Raw genomic sequence first — 17,749 nt, 5'->3', positions numbered from 1 at the left:
CTAGCTTCCCAACTTGGCGCGCTCTTTTAAGGGCCGCCACCACTTTTCATTTTTTAAATACCATTCAATGGTTTCGGTGATCCCTGTATCAAATGTGTAGAGAGGTTTCCAGCCCAATTCCCTCTCAATTTTGGCAGGATCAATCGCATATCTCCTGTCATGTCCCAATCGGTCCGGCACATACTTGATTCTTTCTTGAGGCAGTTGCAGAACGTCCACGATCAGTTGAACGATTTCATTATTTGTCCGTTCATTATGTCCGCCCACATTGTAAACCTCACCAGACTTTCCTTGATGAAGAACCAAATCGATTGCAGAACAGTGATCGATAACGTGTAGCCAGTCCCTGATATTTTTCCCGTCTCCGTAAATGGGTAAATCTTCTCCATCCACACCGTTTGTGATCATTAACGGAATCAGCTTTTCCGGAAAGTGATAAGGACCATAATTGTTGGAACAGCGGGTAATATTCACATTCATTCCATAGGTCTCGTGATAAGCACGAACAAGCAAATCAGCGGAAGCTTTGCTTGCTGAATAAGGGCTGTTGGGAGCAATAGGACTTTCTTCTGTAAAGTATCCGGTGTCACCCAGGGATCCGTACACCTCATCTGTAGAGACTTGAACAAATTTATCAATCTTGCATTTTCGTGCGTTATCCAGTAACGCCAGTGTGCCCTGAACGTTCGTTTCTATAAATATCCCAGGGTTCAAAATACTTCGGTCAACGTGCGACTCTGCCGCAAAGTTCACAATGGCATTAATGCTGTGCTGCACAATAAGATTTTCCAGTAATGGACGGTCTGTAATATTCCCTTCAACAAAAACATGCTGCGGGTTATCCTGCAAGTCATCCAGGTTATGAATATTTCCCGCATAGGTCAGCAAATCCAAATTAATGACTTTAAAGTGAGGATACTTGGTCAGGATATGACGTACAAAATTGCTTCCGATAAATCCGGCGCCACCTGTAACCATCAGGTTCATTGGAAATCATTCCTTCCAAATAAAATTGTTTTCAGCATCTTTCAATACAGGATGGCAGCTGTCTTTTGATGAAAGAACCGGATTGGTAACTGGCCAGGTGATGGAGAGTTCCTTGTCATCCCAGGCAATTCCCCGGTCATGCCGTGGTGAGTAAAATTCATCTACCTTATAAAGCACAATCGTATCCTCAGTTATTGTGCAAAATCCATGGGCAAACCCTTTGGGAACATAAAGCTGTCTCTTATTGTGTTCACTAAGAATATAGCCGTCCCACTCACCATAGGTGGGGGATCCTTTACGGATATCAACGACCACATCATAAATCGCACCTCTGGCTACTCTGATTAATTTGGTTTGTGCACGTGGAGAAATTTGATAATGAAGCCCCCTTAGTACCCCTGCCTCCTTGGAGAAAGAATGATTCTCCTGGATAAAATCCTCTTCAATCCCTGATTCTTTAAATATACTTTGATTATAGCTTTCCATAAAAAATCCCCGGTGGTCATCAAAAGATTTAGGTTCCAGCAGTTTAATGCCTTCCATTCTTCCCTTCATACTGTTCAAGCTGATCCCCCGTTCTGTTCTTTATCCTGTTCAACGATTCGAAGCAGATATTGACCATACTCATTTTTCTTAAGAGGTTCAGCAAGAAGCTTTACCCGGGTGCTGTCAATGTACCCCATACGAAAAGCGATCTCTTCCAGACAGGCTATTTTCAACCGCTGTCTTCTTTCTACCATTTCAATAAATGAAGAGGCCGCAAGCAAACTTTCGTGAGTCCCTGTATCGAGCCAGGCGAATCCCCTGCCTAAAATTTCAACCTGAAGTTCACCGGCCTTTAAATACAGGTTATTAACATCCGATATTTCAAGTTCTCCCCGATCAGAAGGTTTAATGCGCCTGGCAAACTCTATTACACGATTATCATAAAAGTACAAACCGGTCACTGCAAAGTTACTTTTTGGTTTTTCCGGTTTTTCTTCAATAGAAATAGCTCTTCTGTTTTCATCAAACTCCACCACACCAAACCGTTCAGGGTCGTGCACATGATAACCGAAAACAGTGGCTCCTTTTTCTTTAGAAGCCGCACGCTGAAGCATTTTGGACAGACCTTGCCCATAATAAATGTTATCCCCCAGGATTAGCGATACAGATTCATTTCCAATAAATGATGCACCGATAATAAAAGCTTGTGCCAATCCTTCTGGCTTTTCTTGGATGGCATAGGAAAGGCAAATGCCTAAGTCCCCCCCATCACCGAGCAACTGTCTGAACCGGGGTGTATCTTCCGGTGTTGAAATAATAAGTATGTCTTTGATGCCAGCCAGCATTAAGATGGAAAGCGGATAATAAATCATCGGTTTGTCGTACACAGGCAGCATTTGCTTGGAAATCGCCCGTGTTAACGGATACAGCCTTGTGCCGCTTCCACCCGCCAAAATAATCCCCTTCATGGCTGTTCCTCCCAAATGGAACGTACCCACTAACAAACTCTTTAGCAGGTATCGCTAATTAGACGAACATGTTCCTTTTTGGTTTTTAGCGTCTCCTATTATTTTATTGTTTTCCATTTGCAAAAAGTACAGTTCCTTATTGGCCGGGTATGTTTACAATTGCTTTTAAATTGAAAAAAGACTGCCAAATGGCAGCCTTTTTTGCTATTTCTTATTGTTTGATCCAGCCTGTAACGGCCTTCTTGTCTTTGTCCCTGCCTTCAACATAGAACCAGTTGTTCCACTTTTTCGTTGCGGTTACCGTCTGTGGTGTGAGGTTCGCAGCGGTTTTCTTGGAATCAAGCGGCAATAAATACAACGGTGTGGCATCTGCTTTCAGAACAATTTTCTGATTGACTGCCGCCGGCTTGAATTCGATAATTTTGGTGTCCTTTTTAATCCATAAATCATAATTAAATTTCGTCTTTACCGCATAATAGCTGCCATACGACTTGATGGCTTTCACTTCACCCGGATAAAGATTGCTGGTGGATTTTTTAGTTAATATCGGAGAATAGTAGAGCGGTGTGCTCTCCTTCACCAGGAAGCTTTTTGGACTTGTATGGAAATCGGTCACGGTGCCTGAAACATAATTGTCCTTCAGGATCCACTTCTTTCCGTAATCCTTCGTATTGATTCTGAAATAGCTCCCCTTCGTTCCGATTACCGTCAGCTTTTGAGCTTTAAGCTTTGTACTCGTTTTATAGCCTGAGCCTGGACGGTCGTATAAGTTAAACGGCGCGAAAGTGGTGATCACTTTGCTTGTTTTAGTAAACTTCTTTTCCCACAGCTTTTTCCCTTCATTGGCCACAAACAATGCCGCTTTCCGGTTGCGTTTCCATTCTTCGTTGATGACCGAAACCGGCGGATTGGTTGCACCGACATGATAGCTAAGCTCTGGGGTAAAGGCCGGACGCCCATATTGGGTGATGAACCAGTCTTTGTATCCTCCGCCCTTTTTGCTGTCATTCGGTTTTACCAATGGATAGCCTGTCATGGACGAGAACGTTTTAGCCATCGCATAATCGCGGTTATAATTTTCCTTTTTATTCAGGTAGTGCCAATACAGTATGCGGCCTGAGGTATGATAGGATATGGTGACTTCAGGATCCACATAAGGAGTGAAATTGTAGAGCAGCTTCACTTCCGGTGCCTCGAGAGGCTTTGTTCCTTTGTACATCTGATAAGAAGGGCTTGGTGCTTCAGTTCTTGGAATCTCATTCCAGCCTGCCGGATATTGGCGGTTCAAATCAATGCCCTGGGCATTGGATTTCCATCTCTTGAAGTTGGTGCTTCCCTTGTTCATTTTAATCAGCCCGCTGTGTGAGGATTTTGGAAACTCCTTAAGACCGGACTGCTGAAGTGTCACTCCATCAGGATTGACCATCGGCACAATCCAGATCGACACATCGTTTAATAGACTGCGAACATTATAGCCTTCATAAGTAATATTTTTCTTATATGCGTCCGCATAGGCATCTACCATTTCCATGGCAATGTTGGTTGTAATCCACTCTCTGGCATGATGGGACGCATTATAAAAGACGGTGGCATCCCCTTTTCCAAGCTTAATTGCCCAGATTGTTCTTCCATATTTGGTTGTGCCAAGCGCACGATACTGCACCAAACCTGGATACGCTTTTGCCAGTTGCTTCATATCTGTGGTCATCTCCGAGTATGTATACGTCTGAATGGGATCCACATAGCTGGCTGCTGAAGCTGACGGTGTAAAGCTGAAGGCAGACAAGCCGACAACAAAGGCCAATACTAGAGACCAAATCGCTTTTTTCATCTTTTTCCCCCTATAAATTCGTTGTTTTCTCCCTAACTCTCTAATTATACGTTTTGCCCTGAATTCAGAACATATGAAGAATTGCGTATCTTTTTGTTAAATAAAGGGCACCGTCTGTTTTTACAAGTCATACACGCCATTCTGACTCTGTTTTTTCTTCTAGTAAAAAATACACATTCTCTGCAAGATTACTAGGTTCTTATGCTTAAAAACAGTGCACACGCTTTCTTGCTCTAGAAGAAATTGTATAATAAAAGAAAAACGGTAAGGAAAGGATTGAATCATGAAAAAATTTCTCAGTTTTCTCGTTTTAGGTATTCTCGTCTTCAGTGTCGTTACACCGGCTTACGCAAGTTCCATCCCTTCTCACCAAAAGAAACTTCTCAATAAGGTCTATAAAGAAAAGAAAGCAAAACAAGCGGTCTTTGTCACAGCAGACAAAGCGGATGAATTCACAGGAAAAATTACTGCATATGAATATGTGAAGAAAAAATGGGTCAAGAAATATTCCATGCCGGCTGTCATCGGCAAAAACGGAATCAGCCCTGCCAAAAAAGAAGGTGACGGCAAATCTCCTGCCGGTATCTATGATATCGGGCAAAGCTTTGGAACGGTCAAGAAACCTTCAGGAATCAACCTCAAGTATACGAAAACCGATCAATACGACTATTGGGTGGACGATGTAACGTCCAAGGACTACAACAAATGGATTGTTTATAAAGGAGATCCGAACAAACGCTGGAAGTCATTTGAAAGAATGCAGCTGGAGCCTTTGTACCATTATGGTGCAGTGATTGAATATAATATGGACCCCATCGTTAAAGGTGACGGAAGCGCCATTTTCTTTCATGTATGGAGAGCCTCCGACAAACCAACGGCGGGCTGTACGGCTACTTCCAAAGACAACGTGCTGAAGCTGCTTCGATGGATGGATCCTGCAAAAAAACCGGTATTTATCCAGGGGACCGTAAAGCAAATGAAGGAAATGTACTGAGAACTATAAAAAGCACGGGGTCTAACTAAAAAAGCCTGGGGGCAATTTTTATGATGAAGTGGGTACTTGTGTTTGTCCTGTTAATTGGCGGCATTGGGTACTTCGGCTATAAAGCTCTGGTGACTTATGGAGCCAATAAGCTGGTAAATGAGGTTTCAACGCAAATTGTGGACAGCAAGGATATCGACAAATTGATGGATGATCCTGATATTGAACAATACGTCGAGGATGGAAAAGATCTGGATTCGCTTGCAAAGGAAAAGGACCTGCCGTTTCACACCAAGGAAAAAGCCATGAAAACAGTGATCAACAAGGTGGGGCTGGATCAGCTGAAAGAAATGAAAAATAAAGCACTGGATGGTGTCTCCCCTGAGGAAAGAAAGGAAATGGAAACAACGTTAGAGGAGAAGCTGTCTCCCAAAGAAATGAAAGCATTGAAACTGGTAGCTTTAAAAGAGATCAAGAAAAGACAGCAGGCCCAATAGTGAGAATAAAAGGTGCAGTGCACCTTTTTATTCTTCTTTGTCCCTGTGCTGTCTATCGCTAATTTCATCTGAACGTTTGGATACAAACATCAAACTCATGATAAACACGGTCAGGATTGAGCCGACAAAGCATCCAGCGATAAACATAAGCATTATTGACCCTCCTCCAATACCATCTTTTCTATAGTTTTCGTCTTTACACGTTAACTTTAGGGTTGATTGGACAAGCTACACCTTCTATCATAAAGCGTCGCCGGTTAAAAGACTGTCGAAGATCATGGATCAACTCTTGAATAGCACGACAAGAAAAAGCAAATCACGCAAAAAAACTCCCAATACCGGGAGTTTTTTCTTTCTGACCGGGGACAGATTATCTGGCCTTGTTACGTGTTCCTTCTGAAATACCTTCTGTATAGCAGCAAAGCAATCAGGATGCCCGCTGCTCCCCCGCAAGCATCAATCATTACATCCTCCACATGGGGAGAACGGCCGGACGTAAAATGCTGATGAATTTCATCAGATGCGGCATAGGCCACTGTGAAAACAAAGGAAAACAACACTGTTTTTCCTTTTGAGAAATAAAAACGAAGTGCCCTGAAAAGCAAAAATGCAAGTAAAAAATACACAGAGAAATGAGCAGCTTTGCGGATAAAAAACTCTACAAAACCTGCCGCGCCCAGCGCATCTACACTGACTTCACTGCCCGCGTACTGAAAGGATACCGAGGAGAAAAAGCCAGCCAGCTTTTCATGATTTAAAAATCGAGAGAGAGTTGGCCTCATATCCTGTTGTTTATAAGGAGTGGCCGACGAATAAAATATGCCGCCTGCAACAAGCAGGACAGGAAGCCAATACCAAGTGAACTGTTTCATCCAAACACCAGACTTTCACAATAGAATTCTTTTACAATTCTACTATGATATGAGTAGTCTTTGTATTATTTTTATTTTGACAGCGTTTTCATTTTTATATAGCGTTTTGCTGCTCATCATTAAGGTTAAATATATACAAAAATACGTGGCAATTAGAAGAAAAAGAACGAAACACAGACTCAATAATAGGAAATGATACAAGGCTGTGTTACACTGTCACGAGAAATCAACGATAGAAGGAGGACATCCACATGTGGCAGCCTTTAATAATCTTTCTCATGCAGTTATCCCTTCTCCCAATCGTGACTCTCCGTACCATACTTCTTGTTAAAGGAGAAACACGAAAGGCCAGTGTGATTGGAATAGTAGAAGCAGCGATCAATGTGCTTTCACTCGGTATCGTGTTTCAGGATATGTCGAACGTTTGGAACATTGTCGCTTATGCGCTTGGCTTCGGGGCCGGCTTAAGGCTTGGCGGCGTACTGGAAAATAAATTGGCCATCGGGTATGTTACCCATCAAATAAATTTGCTGGACCGTTCTGAAAAACTGGTCAACCGTCTCCGTGAAGAAGGATTTGGTGTGACAGTGTACCAGGGTGAGGGACGAGAAGACAATGCCCGCTTCCGGCTTGACGTACTTTCCAAGCGCAGCAGGGAAAGAGAACTTCTGCAAATTGTGAATGAACTGGCGCCAAAAGCCTTTCTGGTCTCGTTTGAGATCCGTAGCTTTAAAGGCGGATATTTAACAAAAAGCATGAGAAAGAAGCAAAGATAAAAAAAGAGGCACAGCCTGGGGCTGTGCCTCTTTTTAGTGAGCGGGTTTCTTTTTTTGAAAGGAAACAACCGTACTGGAAGATGAATAGTTTACGTGTTTGGCCACTGGAACCGCCTCTTCATCTGCCGACTTCTTTTTCATGTTCACAAAAGCTGATACATTGGTCAGAACCCCCATCGAAAACATTAAAACAAGAAGCGAAGATCCTCCGTAGCTCAGGAAAGGAAGCGGAACACCGGTCACCGGAAGCAGCCCTGTGGCCGCCCCCAGATTAATGAAGGACTGTACACCAATCATACTTGAGATCCCAAAGGCCAGAAGACGGCCAAACGTGTCCTTGCTCCTCAAACCGATAATAAACCCTCTGACAACAATATAAAACAATCCGATAAGGGCGGCCAGGACACCGGTAAACCCGAACTCTTCCGAGACATTGGCAATAATGAAGTCTGTTTGTCCCTCTGGTAAATATCCATATTTCGTAATCCCATTGCCAAGACCGACACCATCCATACCGCCTGCGGAAATGGCGACATATGAATTGATCAGCTGATACCCTTCCTTCTGATGCTCAAACGGTGCATAGGCCCCCTTAAAACGGGAAACCTGTTCATTGCTGGCACCAAACATAAAAAATGCAGCCATTAACACAATGGAAGATAAAGAAAGAAACATCAGATGCCGAAAACGCAGCTTTGCACAAATCAGGATGCATGCGCCTATTGATACCAGAATCAGCATGGACCCAAAATCAGGCTGTATAAGAATAAGTCCCGCAATCAAGGCGACGACAATTAACGGAGGCGCTACCGCCCGGTTAAAATCAGAGATATACGACTGTTTTTTTGCAAGAGCAGAAGACAGATAGATAATAATCGCCAATTTGGCCACTTCAGCCGGCTGCAGGTTAAAGCCTCCGAGGCTGATCCACGACTGCGCGTTGTTTACTACTTTTCCTAAAAAGAACACCAGAACCAGCAAAGAGATGGTCACCAAAATTAACGGTTTAGTCAGTTTCATGTACGCTTTATACGGAAAGATTAACGCAAAGCAAAAGACGAGCATGCCTGCGAGAATAAAAATCAGCTGCCGTTTGAAAAAAAAGCCAGCTTCAAGATCATAATGGAAGGCTATCCAATAACTGCTGCTGTAGATCATAATCAAGCCAAAGACAGCCAGTCCAACGGTGGCAATAACCAGACTGTAATCTACATTTCTTAATAGTTTTTTTAGCATAATCTATCACCCGATTATATTTTACTATATACTGGAACCCTCCTGTTGAAAAAGTGTGCGACAAAATCTGTTGAATGAAACAAAAAAAAGACAGCGTTCGAGACGCTGTCTAGCTGTTTTACTATTTTTAAATATTATCCGCGTAATTAAACAAGATATCCCACGTTTCGGGTCCTACAATACCATCCGCCTGCAGACCAAATTTCTTCTGGAATTCCTCCACAGCCATTTTTGTTTTTGAACCGAACATGCCGTCAATGGAAACGTTAATTTCCGCTTCGTTCAGCCGGGCCTGAATCCGTTTCACATCCTCTCCTTTATCTCCCTGTTTGATGAGATGGCCTGGATACGGAAAGATATCTATATTGAGTACCGTCCATGTTTTCTTTCCGACGATTCCATCAATTGCAAGTGCGGAACGGGCCTGAAACATTTTTACTTTTTTCTCTGTCATTTTCCCAAAGATACCATCCACATAGATCGGGAATCCTTTTTTATTGAGCTGGTTTTGAACCGTCCGAACGTCTTTGCCGCTGTCTCCCCTCTTAATTAAATGGCCGGGATATGGTTTTCCTTGCTGAATAACTTCGGATTTCTGTGGCGTTTCAGCATGGGCGGCAAGGGGCACCACTCCTTGCATAGCCAAAGCTCCAGCTGCCGTTAAACAGATAAACGTTTTCTTTACATTCAATTCATCGACCTCCCATTTCTATTTTGAAATAGCGTTCCTTCTACCAGTTACCTAACAGCACAGCTGTGAAACCTATTACTCTCAAAACAGGAAATAATACCCACTAATTCCTTTTTAATAGATATTTTACTTTTCCGTAACATGCAGGAGTCTGGAAAGCGTTGAAGAATGTTATAAACATAACATTATGGGGGTGCGATTGTTGAACAAAGATACCTTTGAGCTCTTTCTAGTAGAGGCTGCAACTGAGAACAAACGACAGCGGGCTGTATATACTGTCTCCTCGGTGCAGGAAGCATATGATAAGTTTATGAGCGAATTGAAAGCGAATCCGGAAGCCAACCAAAAGTTGAAATCACTCACCATCAAAAGCGGTACTGTTTCATACGATATCTTCAGATAAAAGGAAGAGAAGGCCATCGAAGGCTTTCTCTTCCTTTTCTAAAAGAACTTTTTATAATGAACTGCCATTTCTTTTATTTCTGATTCATTGGTTTTCAAAAAGTGTGACACAGCTTTTTTGTCCCAGCTCTTTTCACCCTTGGGAAAGTCGGTAAATTGCCTGGACATAACAGACACAATTTTCCCCCGTGAAATGGTTAGATGTGATTCATTTTCCTGAAAGCTGAAGCCTTTTGCATTGGGGATAAGCAGTGTCATGTACATGGCGTTAAAATAAAAATTCTTGAACGCCCTGTCTTTACCGTTAAACCAGTACTCATTAATCTCTTCCTCTGTCAATGCCCCATCCTTCTTATGGCCATAAGTTATTTTCATCGTTTGGGTTGTGAGATCCAAGGTCTTTAACGTATCTCCTCCAGCAAGGTTTCTGATGATTTCCAAATCCTTTGAAGAATCACCGACATACGTACCTGCATTTTTCCTGAGAACCTCCGTATTCACTTGATCTATGGTCTTAATCTTAGGCTCGTTTCCGTTTGAACAACCGGAAAGTATCAGCAGTACTACGATGATGAACAGTTCTATTCCCTTTTTCCCCATCTGCTCCCTCCTTTTTATATGTATGCCCCCTTTCAAGATACCATACATTCCCAGTGGGTTTTGACGAACAAAAAGAAAACGGTGCACATGCACCGTGGGTATTTCGTTAAACACTCGTTTTAAGTTTTCTTGCGGTTTGGCTGACAAGAGAATAACACAGCATTTTTTCCTTGGACCAGCCATTTTTCCCATGCCAGCTTCCTGATAATTTAAGGGTGCCATCAGAAAGACGTTCAGAAAACAGCCTTCCCTCGCCGCTCCTCAGTTCATTTTTGTGATTAACATGATGGTACGTAAAATGCAGTTCTCCGTGCTGGTTGATCATACCGACAAACCTTCCGCATTGGATCTCTTCTCCTGTATAAGTGGCACGTACAATGAACCCTTCCTGAATGCAGGTGAAAAAAATAGGTGAATCCGCATCGTGTACCGGCACTGACACAAACTTTTTATTGTGATAGGTCGCCATTGGTTTACACGCCTCTCCTTTTATTCTCAGGCTTGTAGTACTTATCTTTATGCAACTATACGGAATTATGGCTATAAAAAATAGAAATCCGTTACATTTTCTAACCGCAAATTTTAATGGATAAATCGCTTGTACTTAGATTATGACACTTCTATAAAAATCCTTGTCAGATTAACGTGCGGGAATTGTCTACTTCTATTTTCTTATCGCCTGTACTTATGTTTATCCGCCATTTCATAGAGATAAACGACATATGCCCGCATATTTCCCGGAAAATATTCGACATCAAGAAATAATCTATCGCATTTACGAAAACTGTACCGGCTTATTTGAGCTTGAACAGCCTTTGCAGCTTCCTTTCTGTTGTCCGAATGTGATCACGTTAATGGGTTTACGACGATCCTGGGGTTTGCTCCCCGAGCAATTACACCTGTTATTCTTCGCAACTGTCACCTCCTGCTACTAAACTATTCCGTTTAGTTTACACTGCCTGTACATCTGCCGCACAAAAAAACCCTGCTGTGTAAACAGCAGGGCACTACAAAATGTTATTATTTCATTTCGGCCAGATCGCTCCAGTATTGGCACAGCACGCGCAATCCCTTATCAAAGTTTTCTAAATGAAAGTGCTCATTTGGCGCGTGGAAATTTTCACTTGGCAGGCCGAATCCCATTAAAACAACCGGCAAATTAAACAATTGTTTAAAAGTCGCTACAATCGGAATAGAACCGCCGCTTCTAATGTAGGAGGTTTTGACATCATATACCTTTTCATAGGAAGCTCCGGCAGCTTGAATATAAGGGTGATCAATGGGTGTGAGAAAAGGATGACCCTGGTCAAATGGCGTTAATTCCACATCCACACCAGCAGGAAGATGCTTTGTAATATGCTGCTTGAGAAGCTCCACAATTTTCCCTGGATCCTGATTCGGCACCAGGCGGCACGAAATCTTTGCGTGTGCAGCGGAAGGCAATACGGTTTTCAGTCCCCCGCCCTGATAGCCGCCATAAATGCCGTTCACTTCAAGTGTCGGCCGTGTCCATGTCTGTTCAAGATAGGAATACCCTTCCTCGCCAGCCAGCTCATTGACTTCAAGTTCCTGTTTTACCCCCTCCTCATTGAATGCCAATGAGGTAAACTCCTCTTTTTCCTGCTCGGTTGCTGTTAAAACATCGTCGTAAAAGCCTTCAACCAGTATGCTGCCTTCCTCACTGCGGAATGAATCCACAATTTTTACAAGGGCGTGTATCGGATTTTGTACACCCCCGCCGTAGAGACCGGAATGGATATCGCCTTTCGGGCCCCTGACATCGATTTGAAGTCCGCATAAGCCCCTTAATCCGTAAGTGATTGATGGCTTTCCTTTTTCAATCATTCCGGTATCAGAGACAACCACAAGGTCTGCTGCTAACAGGTCTTTATGCTCTTCCGCAAACGCCGGGAGATTCGGGCTCCCCATTTCTTCTTCTCCCTCAATACAAAACTTGAAGTTAAGCGGCAATGTGCCGGTCGTTTCAAGGATGGCTTCCAATGCTTTTAAATGCATAAAGGTCTGCCCTTTATCATCACTTGCTCCTCGGGCATAGATCTTTTCATCACGTATTTCCGCAGAGAAAGGCGGGCTGTGCCAGAGTTCCACAGGATCTACAGGCTGAACATCATAATGGCCGTAAATCAGTACGGTTGGCTTGCCTTCCGCTTTCAACCAATCGCCATAGACGACGGGATGCCCTTTCGTTTCATAAACGTTAACGTTATTCATTCCTAACCTTTTCAAAGAACCGGCCATCCATTCCGCCGCTTCTTCAATATCACCCTTATGTTCAGGCAGTGTGGAAATACTCGGGATGGCCAAAAAATCGGTCAATTGGCTCAAATGGATTTCTCTGTTGCACACCAGATAATCTTCTATTTTTAAATTCATGTTATGTACTCCCTTTCCTTCATTTAATGATCATGTACCATGTTTATCAGCCGTTTGGGCGCTGTTCGGCAATAGGCTTCAAAAATAAGGCTTTTCATTTCACTCCAGTTGAACTCTTCTGAATGGTATATAGCGGTCCATCCATGCTGGCCGATATAGGCCGGCCGGAAGAAACGCTCCTCCTGCAAAAGGATTTCCTGTGTTTCGTGCAGTGTCTTTATCGCCAGTGAGGTTCCCTGTTCATTTTCTCCCATAATGACGAAGGGTTTGTCCCTCACCCGGAAAGAAGTATGGCCAAAGCCATCAATATGCTCCAGCGTTTCGGGCAAAACGATACAGATTTCACGGACGTTTTTCAGCATTCTTAGTCCTGACTCGGATACCACCTTTTTATGGACGGACATTTTATCGTTCCTCCTCCAATGAAAGATCAATTCCAAATGTTCTCATGAATCCTGTTATTCCCTCTTCCGTAATTTTTACTGCTCTGTTCTGTGGAACACGCAGCATCCAGCCAAGCTCTATAAACCGTTCCAACAAAGCATTCCCTAGTGACCCGGCCAAATGATGGCGCCGTTCACTCCAATCCAAACACCGCATAGAGAAAGAGCGGCGTTTCTTACCTGTTTTTTCAAGATCAATTCCCAGCTCATTAAAAAAAGAAATGCCTCTTTCGGTAACTAAAAAGGTTTCCTGCTCATCCTTAAGATAACCGGCTTTCAGCAAAGCATCTGTCACTGTAACTCCCGCTTTTCCCGCAAGGTGGTCGTAACAAGTTCTTGCATATCTTATCGCCTTATCCTGTGTGGACTGCTTAAGTGAACTGATTTTTACAGGCGGAGCAAGAAAAAGAAGGGATTCCATTACATTGGCGACCTCGTTGTTAACAATGCCGTAATAACGGTGCCTCCCCTGTTTTTGTTGGGCAATGATGCCCGCTTCTTGCATTTTAGACAGGTGAAAGCTTGCCGTTTGCGGTTTTATTCCAGCCATTGAAGCAAGTTCACTGGCTGTGTGAAATCTGCCATCCATGAGGACGGTGAGGATTGCCGCACGTGAAGATTCACTTATAATCGATGCAATTTCAGCCACATTCGATTTTACCATTTGGTCATCGCCTCCCTTGCATCCATACTTCGATGAACATCGAAGAATTCCTGCTCTACAATAAAGACAAATCATAAAGGAGCAAAACTGATGAAAAATATTCAAACCCTTACACCAAAAATACTCTACTATGGTACTCCTGTTATCCTTCTCACTACTGTAAATGAAGACCTTACCACCAACATCAGCCCCATTTCATCCTCATGGGCACTTGGAAACAGTATTGTTATGGGAATTGGACTTGGCGGAAAAGCGATTGAAAATCTTAAGCGCACTCCTGAATGTGTCTTAAACCTTCCTGATGCCTCTCTCTGGAAGCAGGTCGAAATGCTTGCTCCTTTTACCGGAATTGATCCAGTCCCGGATTTTAAACAGAAATTAGGTTTTACTTATAAAAAAGACAAGTTTGGTGTTGGTGGCTTTTCAGCACTTCCATCCATCTGCGTTAAACCTGATCGAATTTTAGAATGTCCCATGCAGATCGAAGCCAAAGTAAAACACATTCGCATTCCGGAGTACGCACCCTTCTTTGCTATCGTAGAAACGGAATCCGTTCATGTGCATGCCCATTCAAACATAACAAGTGGAGAAAACCATGTAGACCCAGCCAGATGGAATCCATTAATCTATAATTTCCGGCACTACTTTGGCCTTGGAAAAGAGCTCGGCAAAACCTACCGTTCAGAAACCTGATATCTTGCTAGATGGCAGCTGCTTTTTCCGCTGCCTTCTTCTGACTTTTGTTCAATGGACCGGTGACCTTAGTAAAGCAATAGATTCCCAGCATGCCAGATACGAGATAGGCAAGCGCCATTCCCCATGAAGGAACGAAGGCGCCAATCGTAATCCCGGCGGCACCGAGAATTTTCGCCACCTGAAAGGTCAGTCCCTGTACAGCCATGTAGGAACTTCGTGCATCATCATTCACGATATCAGCCATAATCGATTGTTTAACCGGCACATACATGAGTTCACCGATGGTCGCCACGAAAATACAAAGCACCAGCAGGATGGCAGAGTTGCTGTATCCAAGTACCGCATAGCCTGCGGTATACAGCCAAAAACCCGTATAAATCACTTTATGGTCAGAATACTTTCGCATCCACCTGGTCACCCATATGGTGCCTAAAACGATAAGTACCGTATTGAAAGTCCGCAGCCAGCTGATCATCCGTAATCCGTCAAGGTGATACGTGAACATATCGCCCAGCGATACACTGTGTGATACATACTCTTCCTCCAGCCGGACAGAGATGTAATTACCCATTTGGAACTCTATCCCCACGATCAAGGTTGAAGCGATACAGAACCATAAAAACAATTGGTCCTTCATCACCGTTTTGTAACTGGCTGCCATGCCCTTAAAAACATTGATCTTTTCAGAAACAAAAACCGTCTGGGTGAAAGACTCCTTCATAACATAAGCTACAAGATAAAATGTAACGGCGCTTACCGCGGTAATGGCGATAAACAATTCGAACCGGTGAGACTTGAACAGAAAGCCGCCGACAATAGATCCGAGTGCGATGGACAGATTGACCGCCCAATAATTGATGCTGTACATAAATTTTCGGTTTTCCTTCGTACTGACGTCAATCAGCATTGCTTCTGCTGCCGGGTTCATCAATCCTGAGCTGATGCTTTGGATGAGCATCATGAACGAGGTAATCCATGCGGAGTCATACCATGGTGAATTGGCGGCAGTCATGAACATGAAGGCTATGACAGTAATCAGCTGCCCGATCACCATCACCTTTTTCCTGCCGATCCGGTCTGCGACATATCCACCATAAAAACCGACCAGAATGGAGACGAACACGTTGATTAAAAGGATAATCCCTGCCAGCGCCTGGCCGAGTTTATCCGAGAGGTAAATCGCCATGAACGGAAAGATCATGGTTCCCACCACACGGGTCATGAACGAGGTAATGATCCTGATTTTGATATTTGGGTGCAAATCCTTAAACATTGCAGTTCCCTCCTTTTACCAAACCCTTTATCTGCTATTTATTTTCCTCTAGTAAAAGGGGAAGAAAAAGTGTAAAATTCAAAAAAGAATTTCACCTTTTAGGGAGAGAACCAGCATGGAAATCCTTGATTACTATATTACTCTTCATCTTCAGCATCCCAACCTTAAAGATGACCGACCCGCAGAAGTCACTGTCAGCCAGCTGGAATCCTTGTTCTATTGCACGAAACGGAACGTCAACCTGCTGTTAAAGCGGATGAGCGAAGAAAAATGGATCACCTGGGTTCCCGGCAAAGGGCGGGGCAACCGTTCCAAAGTGCTTTTTCATTATGATCTGGAAGAAGCAGCAGAAGCTTATTTTTCAAAGCTTCTCGCCAAAAACCAGATTGCAGAAGCCGCAGAGTTTATTAAACGTCCCCTGTTGCCGGAGTACCTCGCTCAAAAACTGCAAATGCGAATGCAGAACAACTTTGGCCTTCAGGTGAAGCAAACCGTGTCGAGTTCCATGGACTTGCTCAAGATCCCGATGAGACGGCCTCTCGCGGCCCTGGATCCTGCCTTTTCGTATACAGCAGCGGAAGCTCATTTTGTCCGCCAGATCTTTGATACACTGAACAACTATAATTCGGCCACCGGAGCCTTCGAGCCTCACCTTGCCCATCACTGGGAAGTGAATTCGGAATATACCAAATGGACATTTTTCCTGAGGAAAAGCGTAAGATTCCACCATGGAAGAAACCTCACTTCACAGGATGTCAAATACACGCTGGAGCGGTTAAAGGACCCTGCTGTCCAATCACCGTTCCGCCACCTTTTTTCTGAAATACAATCGATCGAAGCTTTTCATGAATACGGAGTAACCATAATGCTAAAGCGGCCGAATGTGTTCTTTCTTCATTATCTCAGTTCCTACAACGCGGCAATTCTTCCTCAGGACGTCCCCCTCGTCACAGGGAGAGAACTGATTGGAACAGGTCCATTTAAAGTAACGGAGTATAACGATCGTGTCTTTGTGCTGGAAGCCTTTGATGACCATTTTAACGGACGTCCGCTTCTTGACCGTGTCGAGCTTTGGTTTGTGGAGCTGGATTATGACCGGATCGTCGATTATGAATTGCCCGGAAGCGGAACAACCAAGAACCGTTATATGAAAGTCAACAATACAGGTTCCCGTTATATTGTCTTTAACTTCCAAAGGGAAGGACCTCATCATGACCTTTATTTCCGCCAGGCCATCCATGAACTGATTGATCCCAGCCAGCTCATTTCTGACCTCGGCGGCCGGCGCAGCAGCCCGGCCAGCAGCTTTTGGCCAGAGCGCAGCGAGCAATCCGCCTTCTCCCCATCCTCACTGTCTCGTGCCCGTTCATTATTGAATAAAAGCACATACAACGGGAAGGTTCTTACGTTCAACTATCAGAACTACACGAATGAAGGACTTCGGGAGGCAAAATGGATTCAGAATCGGTTTCGGGAGGCTGGAATTTACGTCAATCCGGTACCCTATTCGCTCCTGGATTCCGAAGAGCTTGATGGAGAAATGATCTCAAAGGGCGAAGTGCTTGAACGGGATGCACAATATGGCTTCCTTTCCTTTTTAAAAGGTGAACGGAGCATGCGCTCTCTCTTAACTTCTGAGCAACTTGGAATTCTTGATCATTACCTCGAGCAGTTCCTGCAGGAAGAGAGCTATGATACAAGAGAAGAAATTATCGACAGTATTGAAACCTATTTATTTAATGAAAAAATCCTTCTTCATTTATATCACATTGCCAAGGAGTGGAACTATCCTGCTTTACTGAAGGGGGTCCATCTGAACGATTTTGGTTGGGCTGATTTTAGAACGCTGTGGGTGAAGCCCGAGATCAACAAAACGACATAAAAAAGACCAACCCTTCGTTGAACTATACCCTTAAAAATAGACAGTTTAATAAAAGCCTAGGCAGCTAAA

Annotated in this window: 20 protein-coding genes; 6 read left to right on the top strand and 14 right to left on the bottom strand. The window is 43.7% G+C overall.

The window, feature by feature from the left end:
* The 4 genes from rfbB to QYB97_RS16345 form a co-directional block, all read right to left on the bottom strand.
* Complete coding sequence (rfbB, locus tag QYB97_RS16360; RefSeq protein ID WP_301167093.1) at positions 1 to 987, bottom strand: dTDP-glucose 4,6-dehydratase; 987 nt, start codon at positions 985 to 987, stop codon at positions 1 to 3.
* A gap of 6 nt (positions 988 to 993) precedes the next feature.
* On the bottom strand, positions 994 to 1,542 hold the full coding sequence (rfbC, locus tag QYB97_RS16355; RefSeq protein WP_425589818.1) for a dTDP-4-dehydrorhamnose 3,5-epimerase: 549 nt from the start codon (positions 1,540 to 1,542) through the stop codon (positions 994 to 996).
* Positions 1,543 to 1,547: 5 nt separating this feature from the next.
* Complete coding sequence (gene rfbA / locus QYB97_RS16350; protein WP_301167091.1) at positions 1,548 to 2,441, bottom strand: glucose-1-phosphate thymidylyltransferase RfbA; 894 nt, start codon at positions 2,439 to 2,441, stop codon at positions 1,548 to 1,550.
* 211 nt (positions 2,442 to 2,652) lie between these two features.
* A complete protein-coding gene (locus tag QYB97_RS16345) occupies positions 2,653 to 4,272 on the bottom strand; it encodes a M14 family metallopeptidase (RefSeq protein ID WP_301167090.1) in 1,620 nt (539 codons plus the stop codon).
* Positions 4,273 to 4,555: 283 nt separating this feature from the next.
* Between QYB97_RS16345 and QYB97_RS16340 the strand changes: the two genes are divergently transcribed.
* Both QYB97_RS16340 and QYB97_RS16335 read left to right on the top strand, forming a co-directional pair.
* Positions 4,556 to 5,266, top strand: coding sequence for a L,D-transpeptidase family protein (locus tag QYB97_RS16340; RefSeq protein ID WP_301167089.1), 711 nt, complete (start codon positions 4,556 to 4,558; stop codon positions 5,264 to 5,266).
* 50 nt (positions 5,267 to 5,316) lie between these two features.
* Positions 5,317 to 5,751, top strand: coding sequence for a hypothetical protein (locus QYB97_RS16335; RefSeq protein ID WP_301167088.1), 435 nt, complete (start codon positions 5,317 to 5,319; stop codon positions 5,749 to 5,751).
* Between the two features lie 27 nt (positions 5,752 to 5,778).
* Here the strand turns inward: QYB97_RS16335 and QYB97_RS16330 are convergent, their stop codons facing one another.
* On the bottom strand, positions 5,779 to 5,904 hold the full coding sequence (locus QYB97_RS16330; protein WP_301167087.1) for a DUF3789 domain-containing protein: 126 nt from the start codon (positions 5,902 to 5,904) through the stop codon (positions 5,779 to 5,781).
* Between the two features lie 230 nt (positions 5,905 to 6,134).
* A complete protein-coding gene (locus QYB97_RS16325; protein WP_301167086.1) occupies positions 6,135 to 6,623 on the bottom strand; it encodes a VanZ family protein in 489 nt (162 codons plus the stop codon).
* 251 nt (positions 6,624 to 6,874) lie between these two features.
* Between QYB97_RS16325 and QYB97_RS16320 the strand changes: the two genes are divergently transcribed.
* A complete protein-coding gene (locus QYB97_RS16320; protein WP_301167085.1) occupies positions 6,875 to 7,399 on the top strand; it encodes a DUF2179 domain-containing protein in 525 nt (174 codons plus the stop codon).
* A 33-nt stretch (positions 7,400 to 7,432) separates the two neighbouring features.
* Here the strand turns inward: QYB97_RS16320 and QYB97_RS16315 are convergent, their stop codons facing one another.
* Positions 7,433 to 8,635 (bottom strand): FtsW/RodA/SpoVE family cell cycle protein, encoded by a 1,203-nt coding sequence (locus QYB97_RS16315; protein WP_301167084.1) that lies wholly within the window; start codon positions 8,633 to 8,635, stop codon positions 7,433 to 7,435.
* Between the two features lie 127 nt (positions 8,636 to 8,762).
* Positions 8,763 to 9,326, bottom strand: a complete 564-nt coding sequence (locus QYB97_RS16310) for a peptidoglycan-binding domain-containing protein (RefSeq protein ID WP_301167083.1) — start codon at positions 9,324 to 9,326, stop codon at positions 8,763 to 8,765.
* Between the two features lie 202 nt (positions 9,327 to 9,528).
* Here QYB97_RS16310 and QYB97_RS16305 point away from each other — a divergent pair, with 202 nt between their 5' ends.
* Positions 9,529 to 9,729, top strand: a complete 201-nt coding sequence (locus tag QYB97_RS16305; protein ID WP_301167082.1) for a hypothetical protein — start codon at positions 9,529 to 9,531, stop codon at positions 9,727 to 9,729.
* A 38-nt stretch (positions 9,730 to 9,767) separates the two neighbouring features.
* Here QYB97_RS16305 and QYB97_RS16300 read toward each other — a convergent pair whose 3' ends face one another.
* The 5 genes from QYB97_RS16300 to QYB97_RS16280 form a co-directional block, all read right to left on the bottom strand.
* On the bottom strand, positions 9,768 to 10,328 hold the full coding sequence (locus tag QYB97_RS16300) for a DUF4825 domain-containing protein (protein WP_301167081.1): 561 nt from the start codon (positions 10,326 to 10,328) through the stop codon (positions 9,768 to 9,770).
* Positions 10,329 to 10,434: 106 nt separating this feature from the next.
* Positions 10,435 to 10,797, bottom strand: a complete 363-nt coding sequence (locus tag QYB97_RS16295; protein ID WP_301167080.1) for an avidin-fold protein — start codon at positions 10,795 to 10,797, stop codon at positions 10,435 to 10,437.
* 551 nt (positions 10,798 to 11,348) lie between these two features.
* Entirely contained in the window at positions 11,349 to 12,722 is a 1,374-nt protein-coding gene (locus QYB97_RS16290; RefSeq protein ID WP_301167079.1) for a dipeptidase, read from the bottom strand.
* Positions 12,723 to 12,745: 23 nt separating this feature from the next.
* On the bottom strand, positions 12,746 to 13,126 hold the full coding sequence (locus QYB97_RS16285; protein WP_301167078.1) for an MmcQ/YjbR family DNA-binding protein: 381 nt from the start codon (positions 13,124 to 13,126) through the stop codon (positions 12,746 to 12,748).
* A gap of 1 nt (position 13,127) precedes the next feature.
* Positions 13,128 to 13,829: an ArsR/SmtB family transcription factor gene (locus QYB97_RS16280; protein WP_301167077.1), complete on the bottom strand. Its 702-nt coding sequence runs from the start codon at positions 13,827 to 13,829 to the stop codon at positions 13,128 to 13,130.
* A gap of 90 nt (positions 13,830 to 13,919) precedes the next feature.
* Here QYB97_RS16280 and QYB97_RS16275 point away from each other — a divergent pair, with 90 nt between their 5' ends.
* Positions 13,920 to 14,522, top strand: coding sequence for a flavin reductase family protein (locus tag QYB97_RS16275; RefSeq protein ID WP_301167076.1), 603 nt, complete (start codon positions 13,920 to 13,922; stop codon positions 14,520 to 14,522).
* Between the two features lie 7 nt (positions 14,523 to 14,529).
* Here QYB97_RS16275 and QYB97_RS16270 read toward each other — a convergent pair whose 3' ends face one another.
* A complete protein-coding gene (locus QYB97_RS16270; protein ID WP_301167075.1) occupies positions 14,530 to 15,798 on the bottom strand; it encodes an MDR family MFS transporter in 1,269 nt (422 codons plus the stop codon).
* A 115-nt stretch (positions 15,799 to 15,913) separates the two neighbouring features.
* Here QYB97_RS16270 and QYB97_RS16265 point away from each other — a divergent pair, with 115 nt between their 5' ends.
* Positions 15,914 to 17,680 (top strand): ABC transporter substrate-binding protein, encoded by a 1,767-nt coding sequence (locus QYB97_RS16265; protein WP_301167074.1) that lies wholly within the window; start codon positions 15,914 to 15,916, stop codon positions 17,678 to 17,680.
* The last annotated feature ends 69 nt before the right edge of the window (positions 17,681 to 17,749 follow it).

The sequence above is a fragment of the Fictibacillus fluitans genome, assembly GCF_030418125.1.
In the GTDB taxonomy this organism is placed as follows: domain Bacteria; phylum Bacillota; class Bacilli; order Bacillales; family Fictibacillaceae; genus Fictibacillus_C; species Fictibacillus_C fluitans.
Note: the sequence above shows the minus strand (reverse complement) of the source record. Positions and strands in the feature narration are given on the sequence as shown.